This window comes from Enterobacter cloacae complex sp. BZL2005 (assembly GCF_049238885.1).
GTDB lineage: Bacteria > Pseudomonadota > Gammaproteobacteria > Enterobacterales > Enterobacteriaceae > Enterobacter > Enterobacter roggenkampii.
The window spans coordinates 1-23,712 of sequence record NZ_JBMKGI010000027.1 but is presented as its reverse complement, the minus strand read 5'-3'; the positions used below and the strand labels follow the sequence as shown (position 1 = coordinate 23,712).

The following is a 23,712-nucleotide window of genomic DNA, read 5'->3' as shown; positions in this document are numbered from 1 at the left end:
CTGAACAAAATGACGAAAGCAGGTATGCCTGAAAGCGTGCGTATTGCCTGAAAACACAACCCGCTACGGGGGAGACTTACCCGAAATCTGATTTATTCAACAAAGCCACTGTATTCCACAGCGAGATAGTTGCTGTCAGCAGCGTCAGTCCACTGGCGCGGTAGCTCTGATTTTCCGGTTTACGATCCCTGATTTCACCCAGACGGTGCAGGAATACCGCGCGCGCTAGAGAGAGCTCCCATCGCTGCGCGACGGGCCCCAACCGGAGAACCAAGTTAGTTACAGCATTCAAATGAAAATTCATCATAAAACCGGCGCCGGTTTGCCGGCCAGGAGCCCCTCCCCACCACTGAAAAGCGCCGCCGCCCCCGGCCGAAGGCCGGGGAACACCATCGCTTTTAATGATGGGTGTTGTAACTACTCTTCATCATCGCTGTGAGTGGAGCTGCGGTCAGTTCTCTGGTACACGCTCGTAAGCGGCCCTCCGGCCCGCTAACGCGGAGATACGCCCCGACTGCGGCCTCGCCTTGCCGGGTCAACTCCGACCGCGTACAGCGGCGTCTGAGATGTTTTTCGCGGGTATGGCTTTGCAGCTACCATGTTAAGTTCCCTGGTGTCGCTGAAATAGTTGATGAACATCCCCCTAAGCGTCAGCAGCAAGCTGCCGCCGCTAAGGCCCCGGAAATCACGCCCTTTACGTCGTAAACGCCGTAAAGCCCGCTCACCGGGGTTAAAAGGGATTACATTAACTTCTTCATTGCTGTTAGCGGGTTAAAGCTAATCAGGGCAGGGGGAGGATGGCAGAATTTATAGCCCGGTAACCGGCTACGCCGGGCTTTCGGCGCCATTTGACTCCACAGACACATGTAACCTCATCTGGCGCCTCCATGCCGCTGACGCGGCATCCAGAAGCTTCCCGATGCTGTAAATCTTAACGTCTGCTTTGTTCAAAAAGTAATTCGTGCCTAATATACGTTCATTAACGTATGTCCCAGCTTTGATACAAATAAATGCACCAGGAAGCGGCAGGCTGAGTAACCAAGAACCCCTTAGAATATAGGATGATTTGTATCGGCACTCATTACACCATGCTTTCCGATTAACGCCGCATAGCAAGTTGAACTTTGCTACTCTGTGAAAGGTAGTGTCTTCTATCCAGTGCGGATTTAATTAATGGAATAAATGATTATGAGTGAAAATGATACAATCCCGAAGAAGTCTACAAGCCAGATTAACAAAGCGGTATTTTTTACATCTGCTTTGCTGATTTTCCTTCTTGTTGCCTTTGCCGCCGTATTCCCGGATGTCGCCGACAAAAATTTTAAACTACTTCAGCAACAAATCTTCACGAATGCCAGCTGGTTCTACATCCTTGCTGTGGCCCTGATTTTACTGAGTGTCACGTTCCTGGGACTCTCACGCTACGGTGATATCAAGCTGGGCCCGGACCATGCGCAGCCTGATTTCAGCTACCACTCCTGGTTTGCGATGCTTTTTTCGGCAGGGATGGGGATCGGACTGATGTTCTTTGGCGTTGCCGAACCTGTAATGCATTATCTTTCGCCTCCCGTCGGCACCCCGGAGACCGTTGCGGCAGCGAAGGAAGCAATGCGTCTGACCTTCTTCCACTGGGGACTGCACGCATGGGCAATTTATGCCATTGTGGCGCTGATTCTGGCGTTCTTCAGTTACCGTCACGGTCTGCCGTTAACCCTGCGCTCCGCACTCTATCCCATTATCGGCGATCGCATATACGGGCCTGTAGGTCATGCGGTTGATATTTTCGCTGTTATCGGCACGGTCTTTGGCGTTGCGACCTCGCTGGGTTATGGTGTTTTGCAGGTGAATGCCGGTTTGAACCATCTTTTCGGGGTGCCCATCAATGAAACGGTGCAGGTTATTCTGATCGTGGTCATCACGGGGTTAGCGACGATTTCAGTGGTGTCCGGCCTGGATAAGGGAATACGTATCCTGTCTGAGCTCAATCTGGGTCTGGCGTTGTTGCTCCTGGCGCTGGTCCTGTGTCTGGGACCAACCGTGCTTCTGCTGAAGTCATTTGTGGAAAATACGGGCGGTTATCTTTCGGAACTGGTGAGTAAAACGTTCAACCTTTACGCGTATGAGCCTAAGTCGAGCAACTGGCTGGGGGGCTGGACATTACTGTACTGGGGATGGTGGCTTTCATGGTCGCCGTTTGTGGGGATGTTCATCGCACGGGTCTCCCGCGGGCGAACCATTCGCGAGTTTGTCACCGGCGTGCTGTTTGTTCCCGCGGGTTTTACGCTCATGTGGATGACGGTGTTTGGTAACAGCGCGATCTATCTCATTATGAACCAGGGGGCCACAGACCTCGCCAGTACCGTTCAGCAGGATGTGGCGCTGGCCCTGTTTAATTTCCTGGAGCATTTCCCGTTCTCTTCCGTGCTGTCATTCATCGCAATGGCGATGGTCATCGTCTTCTTTGTCACGTCTGCTGATTCAGGGGCAATGGTTGTTGATTCTCTGGCATCAGGTGGAGTGGCAAACACACCCGTCTGGCAGCGAATATTTTGGGCCTCGCTCATGGGCATTGTCGCAATTGCGCTTCTCCTTGCCGGAGGGCTAAGTGCGCTGCAAACAGTGACAATAGCGAGTGCATTGCCATTCTCAGTGATCTTACTGATATCTATATACGGACTTTTAAAAGCTTTGCGCCGGGATTTGACCAAGCGTGAAAGCCTGAGCATGGCGACAATTGCTCCTACGGCTGCACGTAACCCAATTCCCTGGCAGAGAAGGTTACGCAATATCGCGTATCTGCCGAAGCGATCTCTTGTGAAACGTTTTATGGACGACGTCATCCACCCCGCCATGACGCTGGTTCAGGAAGAGCTGAACAAGCAGGGGACGATAAGCCACATCAGTGACGCAGTCGACGATCGTATTCGTCTTGAAGTCGATTTGGGTAACGAGCTGAATTTTATATATGAAGTGAGGCTTCGCGGGTATAGCTCACCGACCTTCGCGCTCGCCGCGATGGATAATAATGAGCAGCAGACTGAACAACATAGATATTATCGCGCTGAGGTATATCTCAAAGAAGGCGGTCAAAATTATGATGTGATGGGCTGGAACCAGGAGCAGCTGATTAATGACATACTGGACCAGTACGAAAAACATCTGCACTTCCTGCACCTGGTTCGTTAACAGCAACATGCCGTCCTGGGGGCGGCAATTATTTATCCCGGCCGCAATATGAGGAATGCAGAATGATTTCACGCTGGAAATGGATTCTGAAGCAGACATTTAAAAAGCTATGGTTCAGGGCAACGTTATTCGCCATTGTCGCGATAATAACGGCCCTTTTATCAATTCTTTTTAAATCAATGATACCTGAGTCGGTTTCCGTGAAGGTTGGTGCGGAAGCAGTCGATAACATTCTGAACATACTGGCATCGAGTATGCTGGCAGTGACCACTTTTTCGTTGAGTATCATGGTCACAGCCTACGGTTCAGCCACTACTAATGTGACTCCCAGAGCTACGCGTTTAGTTGTTGAAGACGTGACCACACAAAATGTACTGGCCACCTTCATCGGTTCTTTTCTCTTCAGTCTGGTAGGGATTATTGCCCTCAATATGGGAGCTTATGGAGAAAGGGGGAGAGTCATTTTATTCATTGTCACACTGGTTGTCATTGCCTTAATCCTCATCACATTGCTTCGCTGGATACAGCATTTGACCTCTCTGGGGAGGGTTGGTGAGACAACGGCAAAAGTAGAACAGGCGGCCATCGAATCATTTATTGCGAGAGCAAGAAATCCCTTTCTCGGCGGATATCCATGGCTTGAGAACAATGAACAGCCGAAAGGAACGGTTGCAGTTTATCCGAAGAAGATTGGCTATGTTGAATATATTGATATGGTGAAACTTAGCAAACTGCTGACCAATGATCCCCGTCATGTATACCTCGTGGCGCAGCCAGGCAGTTTCATACATCCATCCATGCCAGTTTTGTACCTGAGTCAAGGCCAGGAGTCATCAATCAGCGCCGATTTACTTGAGAGGATTATTGTCTCGGATGTACGTTCATTTGCTCAGGATCCCCGATTTTGTCTTAGCGTCATGGCCGAAATAGCCTGCCGGGCCCTTTCCCCCGCAGTGAACGATCCTGGAACCGCCATTGATGTCATTGGCAGAGGTGTTCGTATACTTTCCACTTACGCGCAGAATAAATCTGATGAAATAGAAGTGAAATATCCTTCAGTTCATGTTGCACCACTTCAGAATAACGATCTACTGGAAGACTTTTTCTCACCTGTCGCGCGCGATGGCGCCAGTATGAGGGAGATTCAGATAAGAGTCCTTAAAGGACTGTCTATGCTGAGTAAGGGTTGGCCTGGGGTATTTTCTGAGGCCGCGCATAATTTAGCATTTGAAACATTAGAGCATGCAACACGTGCTGACCATATAAATTCTGAAAAATATCTAATAAAATCAATTTATTATAATTTATTTGGTGGCGAAGATTCTAATAAAAAACCATAGTTGCGGAGCAAGCGATTCGGTTGTTGGCAAGTAAAGGGGGTCCGCTTGGAAAACGGAATCTATGGTCACTCCCGTTTTTGCAACACCGATTTTGACGACAAGTTGGCTTGCTTGAATCTATCCGGCGTCTGAATGGGATTTTATTCCCGCGCCTCGATGAGTTCCGCGCCTGATGAACCTCCAGAAAATATACGGCTTCAATGAGCCTTTCCGTTTTACAGGTTCCTCAACAGGCCGGTGGGCCGTTAGTATCATCAATATCAGTATTCGCAAAACCAGATGAATGATTGTTTAAACTGGTGTATTTCTGCCTTTATGCTTCGTAAGTTTGCTGTCGCGCCGTCAGTGCCCAGGCTATTCTGGCCAGCTTGTTTGCCAGAGCACAGGTGACGACAAAGTTGCTTTTCCGACACAACAACTCCCTGACCCAGTCGGCCAACTTGCCAGACTGGTGTTCCAGTTTTTGTATGAATACCCTGGCACACTGAACCAACAAAGTTCGGATCTTTTTGTTGCCCCGCTTGCTAATCCCTAACAATGTCGTCCGACCTCCCGTGCTGTACTGTCGGGGTACCAGCCCTGTTGCCGCCGCAAAGTCACGGCTGCTGGCGTACTGCTTCCCGTCGCCAATCTCAGTTGAAATAGTACTGGCAGTCAGCGTTCCAACGCAGGGAATACTCAGCAAGCGCTGTCCAACCTCATCTTCGTCCAACTTTCGTTTCAACTGAGATTCCAGATCTTTAATCTGCTCAACAAGATAGTGATAATGCTGTTGTAATTTCAGCAGTAACTGGCTGAGATAAAGAGGCAAACTACTGTCCTCAAGAAGGGTACTCAGTCGACTAATAACGGCAGCACCTCGCGGAACGCTGATACCAAATTCCAGCAGAAAAGCATGCATCTGATTAGTTGTTTTCACCTTATCCTGAACCAGGGATTCACGGACACGATGCAGAGCTCGCATTGCCTGCTGAGATTCGGTTCTGGGCTGCACGAAACGCATAGATGGACGTGATGCTGCTTCACAGATAGCTTCAGCATCAACGAAGTCATTTTTGTTGCTTTTAACGAATGGGCGGACAAATTGCGGTGATATCAGCTTTGGAAAATGCCCTAACTCTGCCAGCTTGCGTGCCATAAAGTGAGAACCGCCACAGGCTTCCATCGCGATGGTTGTTGCCGGGCATGTCGCCAGAAATTCGATTAGCTTTGGTCGGGTGAATTTTTTACGGTAAACGGCCTTCCCACGATGATCCTGACAATGAATATGGAAAGAGTTCTTACCCAGATCGATACCAATAAGCGCAATGTTTTCCATGATGGTTCTCCGAATGAAAGCCTGTCCTCAGCATAGTACCGGGAAGGAGGGAGTGACCATCTCATTAAATAAAGCACGCTAAGCCGGTTGCAGCGGCCGTAGCGGCCTGAACTTGCCCGCGCCGATCTTGGCGCTGCTGCGCCAGAGGTAATCGCCGGTCAGGTTGATGTGCTCCCAGCCGAGCGGCGACAGGTACTGCAACAGGCCGTCATCGACGGCTTGACCGTGGCCACGCAAGGCGTTCGCGGCCCGCTCCAGATAGACCGTGTTCCATAGCACGATGGCCGCCGTCACCAGGTTGAGGCCGCTGGCCCGGTAGCGCTGCTGCTCGAAGCTGCGGTCGCGGATTTCCCCCAGGCGGTTGAAGAACACGGCGCGGGCCAGCGCGTTGCGCGCCTCGCCTTTGTTCAGCCCGGCATGCACGCGGCGGCGCAGCTCGACGCTTTGCAGCCAGTCCAGGATGAACAGTGTGCGCTCGATGCGTCCCAGCTCACGCAGGGCGACGGCCAGGCCGTTCTGGCGCGGGTAGCTGCCAAGCTTCCTGAGCATCAGCGAGGCCGTCGCCGTGCCCTGCTTGATCGAGGTGGCCATCCGCAGGATTTCATCCCAATGGGCGCGGACGTGCTTGATGTTGAGCGTGCCGCCGATCATCGGTTTCAACGCCTCGTAGGTGGCATCGCCCTTCGGGATGTAGAGCTTGGTGTCGCCCAGGTCACGAATGCGCGGGGCGAAGCGGAAGCCCAGCAGGTGCATCAACGCGAAGACGTGGTCCGTGAACCCTGCCGTGTCGGTGTAGTGCTCCTCGATCCGCAGGTCGGATTCGTGATACAGCAGGCCGTCGAGCACGTAGGTCGAGTCGCGCACGCCGACGTTCACGACCTTGGTGTGGAACGGCGCGTACTGGTCGGAGATATGGGTGTAGAACGTCCGCCCTGGGCTGCTGCCGTATTTCGGATTGATGTGGCCGGTGCTCTCGGCCTTGCTGCCGGTGCGGAAGTTCTGGCCGTCCGACGATGACGTGGTGCCGTCGCCCCAATGCTCGGCGAAGGGATGTCGGAACTGCGCGTTGACCAGCTCGGCCAGTGCCGCCCCGTAGGTTTCGTCGCGGATGTGCCAGGCTTGCAGCCAGGCCAGCTTGGCGTAGGTCGTGCCGGGGCACGATTCCGCCATCTTGGTCAGGCCCAGGTTGATCGCGTCGGCGAGGATCGTGGTCAGCAACAGGTTTTTGTCCTTGGCCAGGTCGCCTGACTTCAGGTGGGCGAAGTGCCGGGTGAAGCCCGTCCATTCGTCTACCTCCAGCAGCAATTCGGTGATCTTGACGTGCGGTAGGATCATCGCCGTCTGGTCGATCAGGGCCTGTGCGGTATCGGGCACCGCCGCATCGAGCGGCGTGATCTTCAGGCCCGACTCCGTGATGATGGCGTCCGGCAGCTCGTTGGCCAGCGCCATGCGGTTGACGGTGGCGAGCTGCGTTTCCAGCAGCGTCAGCCGGTCATGCAGGTACTGGTCGCAATCGGTGGCCACGGCCAGCGGCAATTCGCTGGCCTGCTTGAGGCTGGCGAATTTCGCGGGCGGCACCAGGTAGTCCTCGAAGTCCTTGAACTGGCGCGAGCCTTGCACCCAGATGTCGCCGGAGCGCAGCGCGTTCTTCAGCTCCGACAGCGCGCACAGTTCGTAGTAGCGCCGGTCGATGCCGGTGTCGGTCATCACCAGCTTCTGCCAGCGCGGCTTGATGAACTCGGTCGGCGCGTCGGTGGGCACCTTGCGGGCGTTGTCGCTGTTCATGCTGCGCAGCACCTCGATGGCGTCGAGTACGTCCTTGGCGGCGGGCGCGGCCCGCAACTTGAGCACGTCGAGAAATTCCGGCGCGTAGCGGCGCAGCGTGGCGTAGCTCTCGCCGATGCGGTGCAGGAAATCGAAGTCCTCGGGTTGCGCGAGCCGCTGCGCTTCGGTGACGCTCTCGGCGAAAGCATCCCAGGACATGACGGCCTCGATGGCGGCGAACGGATCGCGGCCCGCTTGCTTGGCCTCGATCAGCGCCTGGCCGATGCGCCCGAACAGCCGCACCTTGGCATTGATCGCCTTGCCGGATGCCTGGAACTGCTGCTGATGCTTGTTCTTGGCGGCATTGAACAGCTTGCCCAGGATGCGGTCATGCAGGTCGATGATTTCGTCGGTGACGGTGGCCATGCCCTCGATGGCGAGCGCCACCAGGGTCGCGTAACGCCGCTGCGGCTCGAACTTCGCCAGGTCGGCGGGCGTCATCTGGCCGCCCTCGCGGGCGATCTTGAGCAGCCGGTTCTGGTGAACCAGCCGCTCGATGCCGGAGGGCAGGTCGAGCGCCTGCCACGCCTTGAGGCGTTCGATGTGTTCCAGCATGTGCCGCGAGTTCGGTTTGACCGGGGATTGCCGCAGCCAGGCCAGCCACGTCGTCTTGCCGTTGTCGCGGCGCTTGAGCAGATCGTCGAGGCGACGGCGATGCACGTCCGTCAGCGGCTCAGCCAAGGCGTCGTAGAGACGCCGGTTGGCGCGGGTAATCGCTTCGGCGCTCGCCCGCTCGACGGCGTTGAGGGCGGGCACAATGACCGACTGCCGCCGCAGGTGCTCGATCAAGGCTCTGGCCAGCACGATGCCCTTGTCGGTTTGCATGGCCAGCTCGGTCAGCAACTGGACAGCCTGCCGGTAGTGGCCAATCGTGAACGGCTGGAAGCCGAACACCGTTTGCAGCTCGACCAGGTGCTCGCGTCGGGTCTGCTCACGCTGCCCGTACTCGTCCCAGCTTTCGATGCCGACCTTGAGCTGGTTGGCGACCAGTCTCAGCAATGGCGGGAACGGTGGCTCATCAGCGCCAAGGATGACGCCGGGAAAGCGCAGGTAGCAGAGCTGCACCGCGAAGCCCAGCCGATTGGCCGGGCCGCGCCGCTGCCGGATGATGGAGAGGTCGCTTTCGCTGAACGTGTAGTGACGGATCAACTCATCCTTGGTGTCCGGCAACGCCAGCAGGCTTTCGCGCTCGGCGGCGGAGAGGATCGAACGGCGGGGCATGCGGTTTCCTTCTTCTTGAAATTCTATTCTTGATTGCATATCATCTCAACGAGTTTCGATAAGAAAGGATGCGCATGCGACCGTCTGTTGTGCTTGACATGAAGCGAAGCGCAGTGCGTGAAGCGGTAGGCCGCTTTCGCGCCGCGAACCCGCGCGTCTTCGGCTCGGTGCTGCATGGCACCGACCGGGATGGCAGCGACCTCGACCTGTTGGTCGATGCGCTGCCCGGTGCCACGTTGTTGGACTTGGGCGATTTGGAAGAAGAACTGAAATCGCTGCTCGGCGTTGACGTCGATCTGCTGACTCCCGGCGACCTGCCGCCGAAGTTCCGGGCCAAGGTGCTCGCGGAGGCGCAACCGATATGAGCGAGAACCGCCTGCCCGATTACCTCGACCACATTCAGCAGGCCGCAACCGATGCGCGCAGCTTCGTGGAAGGGATGGCCAAGGACGACTTCTTGGCCGACAAGCGCACCCAGCAGGCCGTCATCATGAGCCTGATCGTCATCGGCGAGGCGGCCACAAAGGTGATGGATGGCTACGTCGAGTTCACCCAGGCGCATGCCGACGTGCCGTGGCGCAGCATGCGCAATATGCGTAATCGCATGGCTCACGGCTATTTCGACATCAACCTCGATGTGGTGTGGGAGACGGTACAGGAATGGCTGCCGGCGTTGCTCCAGCAATTGCCCGCCGTGCGTCAGGATGCCGACGATGAAGACCGTAACGACAACTGTGAAAGAGGGATCTCCGATGACTGTTGAATCGAGAATATTTTCTGTAGCCGAGTATGTTCAGCCGTCCGAAGGCGAGCCTATTCGTTCCGTTGTGCTTGAAACCCGAGACTCAATTATCGTGGTTTGGCATGTCCATCCCGGGCAGGAAATTGCGGCTCACATTCATCCTCACGGCCAAGACACGTGGACTGTTTTGTCGGGAATGGCTGATTACTTTCAGGGCAATGGGATTGTTCGTGCCCTCAGGGAAGGTGAGATAGCCGTGGCAAGACCGGGCCAAGTGCACGGGGCGCGAAATACAGGTACCGAGCCATTTGTGTTAGTCTCGGTTGTGGCATCAGCCAATGCCGGTTTCGTATTGGCTGAGCGATAGAGCCCAATCTCTGGAGTTGGTCCAATGAGCGGTCGGGGAGATAGGTAACAGACATGCAGCGGACACGGCTGCTAAACCAGGTCGCAAACCTCCTTGCGTCGCAGCGTGCCGCAAGCGACGCGATCAATCGAATGGGGTCGGCATGAGACTGAACACCATCCAGTTCCCGACCGCGTAGCCGCCTGTCCTGCCGATCAGGTCTTGACCATCGACGCCTGGGATCAGTCCTGAATGTTCTTGGAGACCACTACGTTATGAGCCGCAGCCGCCGCAAAACACCCATCGTCGGGCACACGACCTGCGGCAGCGAGCGCGAGGACAAGAAGCTCTGGCATCAGCGCTGGCGCACCCGTGAGCGCACGGCGCTGACCAGCGCGTCGCCCGAAGCCCTGAGCGCCCATCTGCCCCTGCTGGAAAACCAGGCCAGCAGCGTCTGGTCGATGGGCAAGGATGGCCGCTCCTACTGGCCCGTCAAGCGCCAGGCCGCCACGGCGGATCGCATCGCCAATCACAAGGGACGCAACCCGCAAGAACGCGCCTCCCTGAAAAAGCGCCTGCTTACACTGTGATTCCTTCAAAATATCTCAACGAAATTTCCCGACACCTGTTTAAGCTATCTTGCTGATATTTCTGTTTTTCGATTTTTGCCGGCGCGATGCCGGCGACGTTGGCCAGCTGCCCCGGGCGCGATACTGAGATCAGTTTCTTTGAACAAAAAAACCGCCTTTTGGCGGTCAGTATTCAGTAGCGGGGTTAGAGGGCCAGTCGTGTAAAAAACCACGTTAGCCGACTATTTATTTGAATAACATAATATTTTAACTGATATGCCAGCGTTCATCCTGACTTATCTGAACAGGGCTCCGCCTGTAAAATGTGAAAGATAGAAAGGTAATTATTTATAATAAAATTAAATAATTTCAATTTTCTCTTCAGAATATACACTGACAGTGTGAAAAAACCCCCGTTATCACGGGGATTTTCCTGTAGATAATACGTTACCTGACTTGCTTAGAAGGCGCAAAGCGCAGTATCAAAATACCGGCCAGAGCGGCCAGTATGGACCCTGCCAGAACCCCCACCTTGACCTCATCAACGAGCAGAGGGCTGCCTGTAAAGGCCAGATTGCCGATAAACAGGCTCATGGTAAAACCAATCCCACACAGTACCGAGACACCATAAACCTGTAACCAGGTACTTTTCTCTGGTCGTTTCGCCAGGCCCAGGCTGACGGCCAGTAGCGACAGGCCAAAGATACCTGCCTGTTTACCCAAAAACAGGCCCAGCGCCACGCCTACCGGAACCGGCGACAACAGGTCATTCATCGTCATGCCCGACAACGCGACGCCCGCATTGGCGAAGCCAAACAGCGGCAGTATCATAAACGTGACCCAGGGGTTGATGGCATGCTCAAGCCTGTCCAGAGGCACTTCATCAGCCGCATTCCTGGTTCGCAGCGGGATAAAGAACGCCAGCAGGATACCCGCGACGGTGGCATGCACGCCTGACTGAAGCATGAAAAACCACAGTACTCCCCCCGTCAGCAGATAGGGCAGCAGGCGCGTCACGCCGGCACGGTTCAGGCTAAACAGCAGAGCAACCATTGCCGCTGCACCACCCAGCATCAGAAGCGAAATGTTGCTGGTATAGAAGAGCGCGATGATAGCCACCGCCCCCATGTCATCCAGAATAGCCAGCGCCGACAGGAAAATTTTTAGCGAGACTGGCACACGACTGCCCAGTAAGGCGAGTACACCGAGCGCAAAAGCAATATCCGTGGCCGCCGGGATGGCCCAGCCGGAAAGGGTTTCGTCATGACCGGCATTAAACCCCACGTAAATCAGGGCAGGTACGGCCAGACCACCCAGTGCGGCAAAGCCCGGCAACGCACGCTGGCTCCAGGTGGCTAACTGGCCGGTGACAAGCTCACGCTTGATTTCCAGCCCGACCATCATAAAGAATACGGCCATCAGGGCATCGTTTATCCAGTGCTCAACGGACAGGCCTGCTGTTTTGTATTTCAGGAGTGTTTCATAACCTTCCCTGAGGGGCGAATTGGCCACGATGATAGCGGCTGCCGAAGCAATAATAAGCACAATACCGCCCGCTACAGGTGAACTGAAAAAATTAGAAACGGGCTTGATAACTTTTCTGGTTAATCCGATTGGGTTTTCTGTCACTTAATCTCCCCCTGAGATGTTGACTTACGAATTGTGAATCAGGCAACCCAGAGACTGTGCACTCCAAAAATGCAATGCACAGCCTGATTGACTGATGTAAGAAATTTAGATAATTAAATTAATAAGTTAAATTCGGTCGGTCTGTGGTTACATTTTATCATGCACCGTCAGGTAAATGGCCGCCTTCAGGTAAATTATCGTAAAGCGAAGCCTTGGCGGGGCTAGGGTGCGTTTCCATTCTGAGAAATTTGCTCAGTCTGTTTCCAGAACATGGCTGAAATTTACTATCCGCCGCGTGTCAGTAAATAGTATCTGTCAGTAAGAGCTGGCAACGTAAACTGACACGGGTAGTGATGGAAAATGATTACACAGGACACCGTTTGCAGACAGATGCTGCTCTGAGCCGCATTATCCTGAAAAGCCTGAACAGCAGCTGATGGATAATTATCCGTCCATGCCGGTGACGAATGGCTGTCAGAAAAGACATACCACAGGTCAAAATGGCGCATTTCGTTAACACTGAGGCCAGAAGTTTTGGGCTGGATATATTTATTGCTTGCCGGATGCTGTGAGATCTTTTACGCGGCGGCCATTCCGCGGACCGACGGGTTCACCCGGTTATGGCCGGGGTCGGTTCCGGCTGAGGGCGAAATGACACCCTAAGCGTTAGCTCTGTGTCGTTGCACGATGTCAGCGACGGTATTCTTGCTGATACCGAGCTCGCGTGCGATCCAGCGATAGCTGCGTCCCTCGGCCCTCATCGCAACCACCTTAGGCAAAAGTCGGTCTGATTTTGGTCGCACTCCGGCCTGACGACCAAGCCTCTTACCACGTGCCTTCGCAACAGCAAGGCCTGACTTGACCCGCTCGCTGATGAGATCCCGCTCAAACTCCGCAATGCCGGAAAGAAACGTCGCCAGCATTCGTCCATACGGCGACGAAAGATCGAACGCCATTCCATTCATGGCTATCACGGAAACCTTCCAGTTCTCCAGTTCACGTAGCGTATTGAGCAGATCGAGCGTCGAGCGCCCCCACCGGGAAAGCTCAGTGACCAGGATTGCATCAATTTGTCTGGACTGGGCAAGCGCCAGGACTTTCTTTCGCTCGGCCCGGTCGAGTTTAGTTCCTGAACCTGTTTCCTTAAATATTCCCACCACGTCGTAGCCGGCACGGCCGGCGAAGGCTCGCAGATCAAATTCCTGGCGTTCACAAGACTGATCCGCTGTTGAAACCCGGCAGTAAATGGCGGCACGATGTCCCAATTGAACCCTCCTGGATTTTTGTATCGGAACGCCCTGATTTATATGGGCTGGCTGTTGTCCAAAACAGACTATACTTCAAAAGGGACGAATTTGTATGTCACGACGCCATATTTTCACCGAACGGCAGCGAGCAGCGCTGTTCGATCTGCCCACGGACGAACTGTCGCTACTGAAGTTCTACACGCTGGGCGATGATGACCTGGAAAACATTAGGCAGCGCCGCAGACCGGAAAACAGGATTGGCTTTGCCCTGCAACTATCGAGCGCTTGTGCGCGGATGCTCTGGTCGCCGCTGAGCGGCGGATTGAAACGCGGATTGCGGAAAATTTAACAGCGGATGTTCGCGATCATCTGGACAAACTTCTGAGTGAAATGCTCGCCGGCAATATCAGTCGTTTCATCTGGCTTCGCAACTTCGAGGTTGGTAACAACTCGGCTGCTGCTAACCGTTTGCTCGACAGGCTCGAATTTCTGCGTACCCTGAATATCAATCATAGTGCTTTGGCCAGCATACCTGCCCATCGCATTGCCCGGCTGCGTCGGCAGGGTGAACGCTACTTCACCGACGGTTTGCGTGACATCACTTCGGACCGCCGCTGGGCGATCCTTGCCGTCTGTGTTGTGGAGTGGGAAGCGGCGATTGCTGATGCCATAGTCGAAACCCATGACAGGATCGTAGGAAAAACCTGGCGGGAAGCGAAGCGCCAGCATGACGAAACAATTTCCGGCTCTAAAGCCACACTCACGGATACGATCCGTACCTTCACCGCGCTGGGAGCTTCGTTGCTTGAGGCCCGCAGTGACGGAACCCCGCTGGAGATGGCTGTCGCCAGTTCGGTTGCATGGGACCGGCTCGCTCAACTGGTAGCGACAGGGACTCAACTCAGCAACACGCTAGCCGATGAGCCTCTTGCATATGTCGGGCAGGGATACCATCGCTTTCGTCGTTATGCGCCCCGCATGTTGCGCTGTCTGAAGCTCGAAGCCGCGCCGGTCGCCGGACCATTGGTAGCAGCAGCTTTGTCGATCGGAGAGATGAAAGGTGTTGCATCGCCAGAAAGGCGTTTCCTGCGACCCAGCTCCAAATGGAACCGTCATTTACGAGCTCAGGAAAAAGGAGATACCCGTCTTTGGGAAGTGGCGGTACTCTTTCACCTCCGGGATGCTTTTCGTTCCGGAGATGTCTGGCTCGCTCATTCGCGCCGCTATGGTGACCTCAAGCAGGTACTGGTGCCGATGATCGCGGCGCAGGAAAATGCAAAACTGGCCGTGCCTTCCAACCCACAGGATTGGCTGGCAGACAGAAAGGCGCGACTCACGATCGCTCTTAAGCGGCTGGCCCGGGCTGCCCGTAACGGCACTATTCCGCACGGTAGCATAGAAGATGGAACGTTGCGGATCGACAGGTTGACAGCAGACGTGCCGGATGGTGCCGAGGCACTCATACTGGATCTGTATCGCCGAATGCCGTCCGTTCGGATTACCGACATGCTGCTTGAAGTTGATGCAGCCCTTGGTTTCACAGATGCGTTTACCCATCTGAGAACCGGGGCTCCATGTCGCGACCGGATCGGTCTGCTCAACGTCCTGCTCGCTGAAGGGCTCAATCTGGGCCTGCGTAAGATGGCGGAAGCTACAAACACGCATGATTACTGGCAGCTCTCACGCCTTGCCCGCTGGCATGTTGAAAGCGAAGCCATGAACCAGGCATTGGCAATTGTGGTGGCCGCGCAGGGTAAACTGCCGATGTCACGCGTCTGGGGGATGGGCACGTCAGCATCGAGCGATGGTCAGTTTTTCCCGACAGCGCGGCATGGCGAAGCCATGAACATGGTCAATGCCAAATATGGTTCTGTTCCCGGCCTCAAAGCGTATACTCACGTAAGCGACCAGTTCGCGCCATTCGCTTGTCAGTCGATCCCGGCGACCGTGAGCGAGGCACCGTATATTCTCGATGGACTACTGATGAACGAGGTCGGTCGCCATGTTCGCGAACAGTATGCCGATACAGCAGGATTCACCGACCATTTGTTCGGAGCCAGTAGCCTGCTCGGCTACAATCTCGTTCTGCGAATCAGGGATCTGCCATCGAAGCGGTTGTACGTATTTAATCCCGATACGACCCCCAGGGAGTTACGCAAGTTGGTAGGTGGAAAAGCCCGGGAGGATCTTATCGTTGCGAACTGGCCTGATATTTTCCGTTGTGCCGCGACGATGACCGCTGGCAAAATCAGGCCCAGCCAACTCCTGCGCAAGCTCGCTTCTTACCCACGACAAAACAACCTTGCAGTTGCGCTTCGTGAAGTTGGTCGTATTGAACGGACCCTTTTCATTATTGAGTGGATCCTGGATACGGACATGCAGCGGCGTGCTCAGATCGGTCTTAACAAGGGAGAGGCCCACCATGCGCTCAAAAATGCGCTCCGTATCGGGAGGCAGGGGGAAATTCGCGATCGCACGACAGAGGGGCAGCACTACCGAATCGCTGGGCTCAATTTATTGACTGCGGTGATCATTTACTGGAATACCGTCCATCTTGGTCATGCCGTCACGGAGCGGCGGAACGAAGGGTTGGATGTTCCCCCTGAATTTCTTCCCCACATATCCCCATTGGGCTGGGCGCACATTCTACTGACTGGCGAATATCTTTGGCCCAAGGAACCGAAAGCTTAGGGTGTCATTTCGCCCTCAGCCGGAACCGACCCCTATGAAAACCCCATAAAGTCATTTTCGTAGACTGCATTCAGGATCTTAACCAGCGCATACTGGACGATTTTGTCCTCCAGTGAGGCGATGCCGAGCGGGCGCTGTTTTCCATCCGCTTTCGGGATGTAGTGCCGCCTGCCGGGCTGAGCCCTGTAACTACCCTGATGAAGCCTCCGGTGCAGATCTGCTATGTTGACCTTCAGGTTTTCGGCGTAGTCCTTCCACCTGACACCATCAACTCCGGCAGCCGCTTTCCTGCTCAGGGAGAGGAATGCGTTCTCCAGTGCCTCTGCTGTCAGGAGGTGGAACAATGCGGTAAACCGTTCTTTCTTCCGCTGCTTCGCAGCTTCCCGCACGCGTGACAGCCTCTGTGACATACTTTCCCGGCTCTGCGTCCGGCGCATGTGTGGCTGTTCCGCGTTTCCCTTGGCCCCGCTCCTTCGCTCCACTGACTCCGCTCCTTGCGGATTGTTCGCCAGATTCGCAGCTACTATGAGCGAGTCCGACTTCTCCTCTCCGTACATCACCGGCTTCGGCTCCTCGCCTTCCCGGTGCGGGCCATCTCCGGCACTGGCAGATGGTCAGAGGGGAGATCTCCCGGTTCCCGCGTAAAGATCGTATTGACATGCCAGGGTCTCAGACCCCGCCGGGTCCATATGGCACTCGCAGTAACGCACCCTATGATGTTGCCTTCCGTAAACAGTACAACGTCGGCACCCGGGAATTTAATATACATTTCGTGGCTCAATGGCTGGCCTGTCAACACCCCTGTCAACGCTTCGCCCCATACCTCACGGTATACAACGCATGACTCGGGGACCCTGTGGATTGCTGGTCCTTCAATGGTCGGGGACTTTCACCCCTTGATCTTTACCGGTCTCCCGGCGCACACTGTATATATAACCAGTAAAATCAGAGTGTCAGGAGGAAAGATGAAGCTACAGTTTTTCAGCACCGGGAAAGAACTCCCGCCACAGGCCCATCCGTTGTTTGCAGACCTGGCCAGCTGCGGTTTTCCCAGCCCTGCAGCTGACTATGTCGAATCTGATCTGGATCTCCATGATTACTGCATACGGCATCCGAGCGCGACTTACTACCTTCGCGCCAGCGGAGACAGCATGGCCGACGGCAGCCTTTACAATGGCGATCTGCTGGTTGTGGACTGTGCCGAGAAGCCCCGGCATGGCGATATTGTTGTGGCCAGCGTGCAGGGGGAGTTTACGGTCAAACGGCTGCTGCTGACGCCACGACTGACGCTGCAGCCCATGAACGCCGCCTGGTCGCCGATTTATCCCGACCCGGACGATCTGGATATCTTTGGCGTCGTCACGCACATCATCCACCGCCCGAGGGAGATGTACTGATGTTTGCCCTGGCCGATGTGAACAGCTTTTATGCCAGCTGCGAACGTGTTTTCCGCCCGGATTTGAAAGGAAAGCCGGTTGTGGTGCTCAGCAATAACGATGGCTGCGTAATCGCGAGAAGTGCCGAGGCAAAGCCCTGGATCAAAATGGGTACGCCGTGGTTTCAGATGAAAAACGAAAGATACCCGGAAAAAATATACGCGTTCTCTAGCAACTATGAACTTTATGCATCCATGTCGGCACGCGTGATGAGCTGCCTGGAGGAACTGGCTCCGGGGGTGGAACAGTATTCGATTGACGAGATGTTCCTCGATCTGACCGGCGTGGAGCACTGCATGGACCTGGAGGACTTCGGCCGGCAGCTGCGACAGCACGTGTATGACTGTACCCGTCTGACCATTGGCGTGGGTGCCGGACCAACGAAAACCCTCGCAAAATCAGCCCAGTGGGCCTCAAAGGAGTGGAAACAGTTTCGTGGTGTGCTCGCACTCACCCGGGGGAATCCACAGCGAACGCGGAAACTGCTTTCACTGCAGCCGGTCGAAGAGATCTGGGGCGTGGGAAACCGTATTGCACGCAAGCTCAATGTTCTGGGCATTAAGACCGCGCTCGATCTGGCCCTGACGAACCCGGCCTTCATCCGGAAAAATTTCTCCGTCGTTCTCGAGCGAACAGTGCGCGAACTGAACGGGGAAAGCTGCATGTCGCTTGAGGAAGCACCGCCAACAAAGCAGCAGATAGTCTGCAGCCGCAGCTTTGGTGAGAAGGTCACTGAATACGATTCGCTGCGGCAGGCTGTCTGTCAGTACGCAGAGCGGGCCTCAGAAAAGCTGCGCAAGGAGCGCCAGTATTGCCGGCATATTTCCGTTTTCATCAAAACGTCTCCGTTCGCCGTTAAAGAGCCTTATTACGGCAACGTGGCCACGGAGAAACTGCTTACTCCCACCCAGGACACCCGGGACATCATTGCGGCCGCCACAACGGCTCTGGAGCGTATCTGGAAGGACGGGCACCGGTATGCCAAAGCCGGTGTGATGCTGAATGACTTCACCGGCTCCGGCGTTTCGCAGCTGCAGCTGTTCGACGAACGCCCTCCACGCCCTCACAGTGCTGAGCTGATGAAGGTTCTCGATGGCATTAATCATTCCGGACTGGGACAGGTCTGGTTTGCCGGACGAGGGATTGCGCCTGCGTGGCAAATGAAACGCGATATGCTCTCCCCTGCGTACACCACCCGCTGGAAAGATATCCCCATAGTGAGGATCGGCTAAATTTTGCATTTCAGAGAGAGCCAGTAGTGCTCGCCGCAGCCGAACGACAGGGCTAAGCCCGCGAGTGAGCGAGGAAGCACCAGGGAACTGTACGGACAAATTCTGCTTACGCTCGAAGTTAAATGGACAACTTATCCAGTTATCCACCGGGTAGATCCAAGTATCTGATCCAGCAAAGATCCATATAATGATCCAAACAGATCCCGGTACGTTGAAAACCGCGCCATGCATAGGCTAACAGCCATTTCATGTGTTTATAAGTCGGATATTTGTGTTTGTAAATCGGTATTCTGTGTTTACAAAGCGGATTTATGTGTTTATAAAACGGATTGCGCGTGTTTATAAATGGGATTACGCATGCTGTGTCTGTGGATGATCCTTTAACTGTGGATAAGTCCTTATGTATAAGAAAAGTGTAGATCTATCACTTGAATCGGTTCTCGTAGAAATCGATGAAAATAAGAAGCTCATGCCTTCCAGAAACGCTACTGTCCAGCCTGTAGCTTTGATGCGCTTAGGTCTGTTTCTACCTTCCTTAAAACGAAAAGGAAAGGATACAGAAAATATCAGTATTGATGCGAGTAACGAACTTCAAAGCTTAGAGTTGGCAAGAGCCGAAGGTTATACAGACATCCGTATTACCGGCCCACGACTTTCGATGGAGACTGACTTCAAGGTGTGGGTTGGCATCATTCTCGCGTTTTCGAAATATGGCTTAAACAGCAGCACCATTGAACTTCCATTCAGCGAGTTTGCTACATTATGCGGGTTTAGCTCAAAGGACAAAGATAAAGGACTCAGAACGCGCTTGGCCGACTCTCTTATTCGTCTTCGCAGCACAACTATCAAGCTTGCCTCAGAAAAGGATCGGAATGGTGTTGTATCTGGTCTGTTAAGTCGTGGTAAGTGGGACGAAAAAGACGACATCATGGAACTTACCGCCGATGAGTCTCTTTGGGAGCTTTATCAATTCGACCGTCAGGTGCTTCTGCAGATGTTTATAATCCGGCAACTTGCGAACAAAGGGACAGCACAGGCCCTATACACTTTCATTGAGAGCCTTCCTGAGCGACCAATACCACTATCGTTCGCGCGTATTAAACGTCGCCTAATGCTTACCTCACCCAATAACCAGCAGAATCGAGTGATTAACAAGGCTATAGACGAGCTTAAAGCGGTCGGTTATTTAGATGGCGATGTCGTTAAAAAGGATGGTGAATGGCACTTAATCATAACCCGTCGCACGCCTAGGCCAGACATTAAGGCTATGTCTGAAGCCTTAAAAGATGGAGAGTAAAAGCGCCTGACTGTGTTTGTAAAGCGGATATGTGCCGCAGTGACTGCGAGTGTTTGCTGTTTTCCCGGTAACACAGCATCAGCATCCGTTTTATAAACACATCTATTCCCTCTCATATTGTTTCCGCTTTGTAAACACACCTGTTTGCTCACTTCCGAACCGATTTATAAACACATGTATCAGCGTTCAGCCTTTGAGTCACTCGCTGAACGTGCAACAAAAACACCAATATCAATAATTTCTTGCACGTCATGGTATTTGTTGTACACTCCGAGTTGTACAATCAATGTCCTCTACATTGAAAACATCATGGAGAACAGAATGAAACGAGATTACGGTGGAGTAGGCTCGATAGCGCGACGAGCTGGCATATTACTTGAGTCAATGAGCCGGGACATTGAAGATCAACGCAAAGAGTTTAACCTTACAGAATACTTCCAGACCTTTACCCGGAACGCAGTAGCCAAATTACCCAAGCTAAGCCGTCGCATCGTGGAGCAGGCCATTAAAGAAATGGAAGATGCAGGCTACGATTTCAACAAGAAACGCGTCGGAAATGTTGAGCAATATGCTCTTACAGTACAGAATGTTATTGATATTTACGCCCACCGCAAGATCCCGAAGTATCGTGAAATCCATCAATCGCCTTACGTTATTTTCGTCGTTAACTTGAAAGGCGGCGTATCCAAAACCGTATCAACTGTAACGCTGGCGCACGCGTTGCGAGTGCATCAGGATTTATTGCGTCACGATCTGCGTATTCTGGTTATTGACCTTGATCCGCAGGCATCCAGCACCATGTTCCTCGATCACACGCACAGTATTGGTTCCATTCTTGAAACCGCCGCGCAAGCGATGCTAAACGATGTCGATGCTGAAACCCTGCGTAACGAAGTGATACGGCCAACCATCATTCCAGGTGTTGATGTTATTCCGGCTTCTATCGATGATGGTTTTGTAGCCAGCGCATGGAAGGAGCTGGTTAGCGAGCACCTGCCGGGCGTAAACCAGTACGAAGTGCTTCGCAAAATCATTATCGATCGTGTGGCTGATGACTACGATTTCATCCTGATTGATACAGGTCCGCACCTCGATCCATTTTTACTAAACGGTTTGGCGGCAAGTGACCTTATTCTCACCCCTACTCCGCCGGCGCAAGTCGATTTCCATTCCACGTTGAAATACCTTACCCGCTTGCCTGAAATGCTGGAAACGCTGGAAGAAGAAGGCATTGAACCGCGTCTGGCTGCCAGTATTGGTTTTATGTCGAAAATGACTGGCAAGCCCGATCACCTGGTTTCACATAGCCTTGCTCGTGAAGTCTACACAAGTAGCATACTGGACTCTTCCCTGCCACGCCTGGATGGCTTTGAACGTTGCGGAGAAACGTTTGATACGATTATTAGTGCTAACCCAGCATCTTATCCCGGTAGCAACGACGCGTTAAAAAAAGCGCGTACAGAAGCAGAGCATTTTACGAAGGCTGTGTTTGACCGTATTGAATTCCTGAGGAGCCAATCAGCGTGAAGAAAAAAATAGTAGCTCGCGGGCGAAACATTTTAGGTAGTGATAGCTCGGATTTTATCCGTAGCCTCGAAACCAAAGAAGCAGAGAAGGTATTCACCCTTAAGTCCGGTAATCAGGCCAAGTTCACCCTCTCAACCATTTTGAATGGTGATATTGAAGAGAAGACATTTGTCGATCCAGCTGTTAACGGTCGCGACCAAAGGTATGTAACCCCTGAGTCAGTGAGCGACATAACGCGAACTATCAACCTGCAGCAATTTTTCCCAGCAATCGGCCGAGTTATTGACGGTTGTATTGAAGTGTTAGATGGTTCCCGGCGCCGGGCGGCATGTATCTTCAGTGGCGCGAAATTCGAAATTCTGGTTACAGAAGATGAGATAAGTCTTGAAGATGCTCGTCAGCTTGCCAAAGACATTCAGACCGCGCGTGAGCATACGCTTCGTGAGATAGGTCAAAGATATCAATTTATGTACGCAAATGGCATGTCTAAGGATGAAATTGCGCGCGTAGAGGACGTCTCACCGGCCAGCGTTTCCCGCGCGTTTCAAGCTGCTTCTGTGCCAGCTGAAATGGTCGAGTTATTCCCGGTTATCAATGAACTCTCCCTTGCTGATTACCAGCTGCTGTTAAAAATTTCAGAGGACTTAGATAGCAAAGGTGTGCCTCTGTCTGATTTGCTCGGAAAAGTTCAGGCAGACATCAGTGCAGCAAAAGTTGAAAGCATAAGTAAGTCGCTAATTATGGACTCTTTTAAACGCCATTCGAAGCAGCTGAAGCCAGCGCCAGTGAAAACTGTACAAACTGAAAAACTACGTGAGTTTGAAGACAAAAAGCAGTTTGCCCGGAAGAAAACCGATCCGTCTAAACGCTTAGTGACCTATGAATTTGCCCGTCTTCCTGCTTCAGTTCAGGCTGAGTTAGATGAGGCCATCAGGCTGGTTATGGGCAACATGCAGTCCTTCGAAAAATAAAAAAAGTGGGAATTTAATGTGTGACTCCACTAAAAAGTTCCCACTACATTTTCAGTCCTAACTATCTAAAAAACTAGGTTTTTTGTGATTTCTTTCAGTATGAAATTCCCTGTCGCATCGCTTGAAGTTTTATAAAGCACAATGGCGTAATTTTTGGAGAAACAAAATCAATGGAACACTCGACAATTTCTGAGGCTCTAATTGGTGGTGTTGTTTGCGGCACTATCGCGGCCGGATTTATCTGGCAATTATTCAGACCTTGGAAACTTGAATGGCTCTGGTTAACCTGTTTTATCCTTACCTCAATCATTGTATTTTTCTTTGGTCCCTCTATGCCAAACCCATTCATGATGTAGAAGTACAAGGAGATGTGCCATGACCGTGAGGCTTTATTACAATGCAGCAGATAGACGAGCCCAAGCGAGCAATGAATGGCATGCTGAGTGGATAAGTAAACGTGATGGCTTTGTTGAATAAATCAGATTTCGGGTAAGTCTCCCCCGTAGCGGGTTGTGTTTTCAGGCAATACGCACGCTTTCAGGCATACCTGCTTTCGTCATTTTGTTCAGCGCTCGTACCAGGGCCATAGCCTCCGCAACCTGACCATCGTAGTCACGCAGCGTCAGTGAACCCCCGAACAGCTGTTTTACCCGGTACATCGCCGTTTCCGCTATCGAGCGACGGTTGTAATCTGTTGTCCATTTCCACCGCGCATTACTCCCGGTCAGCCGCTGATTAGCCACTGCACGGTTACGGTCTGCATATTCACCGGGCCAGTAACCCGCACCTTTTCGGGGCGGGATAAGCGCGCTGATTTTCTTACGCCGCAGTTCATCGTGACAGAGCCGGGTGTCGTAAGCGCCGTCTGCCGATGCTGCCCTGATTTTTCTGTGAGTCTGCCGGATAAGACCCGGGAAGGCTTCTGAGTCCGTCACATTGTTCAGCGACAGGTCTGCACAGATGATTTCATGTGTGTTGCTGTCAACTGCCAGATGCAACTTTCGCCATATACGACGGCGTTCCTGGCCATGTTTTTTGACTTTCCATTCGCCTTCACCAAAGACCTTCAGCCCGGTGGAATCAATCACCAGATGCGCGATTTCACCTCGGGTGAACGTTTTGAAACTGACATTAAC

General features: G+C 53.3%; 16 protein-coding genes and 3 pseudogenes. 12 read left to right on the top strand and 7 right to left on the bottom strand.

Annotation, left to right across the window (positions count from 1 at the left end; all coding sequences use genetic code 11):
- Positions 1-106: 106 nt before the first annotated feature.
- Positions 107-232, bottom strand: a pseudogene (locus tag ACOTXI_RS23620) (Tn3 family transposase); the annotation flags it as partial.
- Positions 233-1,188: 956 nt separating this feature from the next.
- Between ACOTXI_RS23620 and ACOTXI_RS23615 the strand changes: the two are divergent.
- Positions 1,189-3,186: a BCCT family transporter gene (locus ACOTXI_RS23615; RefSeq protein ID WP_023302468.1), complete on the top strand. Its 1,998-nt coding sequence runs from the start codon at positions 1,189-1,191 to the stop codon at positions 3,184-3,186.
- Positions 3,187-3,248: 62 nt separating this feature from the next.
- Positions 3,249-4,526: a DUF2254 domain-containing protein gene (locus ACOTXI_RS23610; protein WP_003026025.1), complete on the top strand. Its 1,278-nt coding sequence runs from the start codon at positions 3,249-3,251 to the stop codon at positions 4,524-4,526.
- A gap of 313 nt (positions 4,527-4,839) precedes the next feature.
- Here ACOTXI_RS23610 and ACOTXI_RS23605 read toward each other — a convergent pair whose 3' ends face one another.
- Complete coding sequence (locus tag ACOTXI_RS23605) at positions 4,840-5,844, bottom strand: IS110-like element IS5075 family transposase (protein ID WP_000427614.1); 1,005 nt, start codon at positions 5,842-5,844, stop codon at positions 4,840-4,842.
- Between the two features lie 78 nt (positions 5,845-5,922).
- Entirely contained in the window at positions 5,923-8,889 is a 2,967-nt protein-coding gene (locus ACOTXI_RS23600) for a Tn3-like element ISPa38 family transposase (RefSeq protein ID WP_003100881.1), read from the bottom strand.
- A 74-nt stretch (positions 8,890-8,963) separates the two neighbouring features.
- Here ACOTXI_RS23600 and ACOTXI_RS23595 point away from each other — a divergent pair, with 74 nt between their 5' ends.
- The 4 genes from ACOTXI_RS23595 (at position 8,964) to ACOTXI_RS23580 (ending at position 10,567) form a co-directional block, all read left to right on the top strand.
- On the top strand, positions 8,964-9,254 hold the full coding sequence (locus tag ACOTXI_RS23595) for a nucleotidyltransferase family protein (protein ID WP_001247892.1): 291 nt from the start codon (positions 8,964-8,966) through the stop codon (positions 9,252-9,254).
- A complete protein-coding gene (locus ACOTXI_RS23590) occupies positions 9,251-9,652 on the top strand; it encodes a DUF86 domain-containing protein (RefSeq protein WP_001293886.1) in 402 nt (133 codons plus the stop codon). The genes ACOTXI_RS23595 and ACOTXI_RS23590 overlap by 4 nt, the downstream gene beginning before the upstream one ends.
- Positions 9,642-9,998, top strand: coding sequence for a cupin domain-containing protein (locus tag ACOTXI_RS23585; RefSeq protein WP_000215515.1), 357 nt, complete (start codon positions 9,642-9,644; stop codon positions 9,996-9,998). Before ACOTXI_RS23590 ends, ACOTXI_RS23585 begins: the two co-directional genes overlap by 11 nt.
- A gap of 254 nt (positions 9,999-10,252) precedes the next feature.
- Positions 10,253-10,567, top strand: a complete 315-nt coding sequence (locus ACOTXI_RS23580) for a hypothetical protein (protein WP_000091613.1) — start codon at positions 10,253-10,255, stop codon at positions 10,565-10,567.
- Positions 10,568-10,993: 426 nt separating this feature from the next.
- On the opposite strand, the gene nhaA is transcribed toward ACOTXI_RS23580, so the two are convergent.
- Positions 10,994-12,175 (bottom strand): Na+/H+ antiporter NhaA, encoded by a 1,182-nt coding sequence (nhaA, locus tag ACOTXI_RS23575; protein ID WP_004194048.1) that lies wholly within the window; start codon positions 12,173-12,175, stop codon positions 10,994-10,996.
- A 659-nt stretch (positions 12,176-12,834) separates the two neighbouring features.
- A complete protein-coding gene (locus ACOTXI_RS23570) occupies positions 12,835-13,440 on the bottom strand; it encodes a recombinase family protein (RefSeq protein ID WP_000509966.1) in 606 nt (201 codons plus the stop codon).
- A 94-nt stretch (positions 13,441-13,534) separates the two neighbouring features.
- Here ACOTXI_RS23570 and ACOTXI_RS23565 point away from each other — a divergent pair.
- Positions 13,535-16,113: pseudogene (locus ACOTXI_RS23565) on the top strand (Tn3 family transposase).
- Between the two features lie 35 nt (positions 16,114-16,148).
- Here ACOTXI_RS23565 and ACOTXI_RS23560 read toward each other — a convergent pair.
- Positions 16,149-16,673, bottom strand: a pseudogene (locus ACOTXI_RS23560) (group II intron reverse transcriptase/maturase); the annotation flags it as partial.
- Between the two features lie 405 nt (positions 16,674-17,078).
- Between ACOTXI_RS23560 and umuD the strand changes: the two are divergent.
- The 5 genes from umuD (at position 17,079) to ACOTXI_RS23535 (ending at position 22,576) form a co-directional block, all read left to right on the top strand.
- Positions 17,079-17,510 carry a translesion error-prone DNA polymerase V autoproteolytic subunit gene (gene umuD, locus ACOTXI_RS23555; protein ID WP_004197746.1) on the top strand — a complete coding sequence of 144 codons (432 nt, stop codon included), beginning with the start codon at positions 17,079-17,081 and terminating at the stop codon, positions 17,508-17,510.
- On the top strand, positions 17,510-18,781 hold the full coding sequence (locus ACOTXI_RS23550; RefSeq protein WP_004197744.1) for a Y-family DNA polymerase: 1,272 nt from the start codon (positions 17,510-17,512) through the stop codon (positions 18,779-18,781). The genes umuD and ACOTXI_RS23550 overlap by 1 nt, the downstream gene beginning before the upstream one ends.
- Positions 18,782-19,181: 400 nt before the next feature.
- Positions 19,182-20,078 carry a RepB family plasmid replication initiator protein gene (locus tag ACOTXI_RS23545; RefSeq protein WP_004197749.1) on the top strand — a complete coding sequence of 299 codons (897 nt, stop codon included), beginning with the start codon at positions 19,182-19,184 and terminating at the stop codon, positions 20,076-20,078.
- 321 nt (positions 20,079-20,399) lie between these two features.
- Positions 20,400-21,605 carry an AAA family ATPase gene (locus tag ACOTXI_RS23540; protein WP_004152349.1) on the top strand — a complete coding sequence of 402 codons (1,206 nt, stop codon included), beginning with the start codon at positions 20,400-20,402 and terminating at the stop codon, positions 21,603-21,605.
- The gene (locus ACOTXI_RS23535; protein WP_004197750.1) at positions 21,602-22,576 is read left to right on the top strand and encodes a ParB family protein; all 975 of its coding nucleotides are present in this window, start codon (positions 21,602-21,604) and stop codon (positions 22,574-22,576) included. Before ACOTXI_RS23540 ends, ACOTXI_RS23535 begins: the two co-directional genes overlap by 4 nt.
- A gap of 518 nt (positions 22,577-23,094) precedes the next feature.
- On the opposite strand, the gene ACOTXI_RS23530 is transcribed toward ACOTXI_RS23535, so the two are convergent.
- Positions 23,095-23,712, bottom strand: a 618-nt coding sequence (locus ACOTXI_RS23530) for an IS5-like element IS903 family transposase (RefSeq protein WP_065892034.1), incomplete at its 5' end; no start/stop codon positions are given.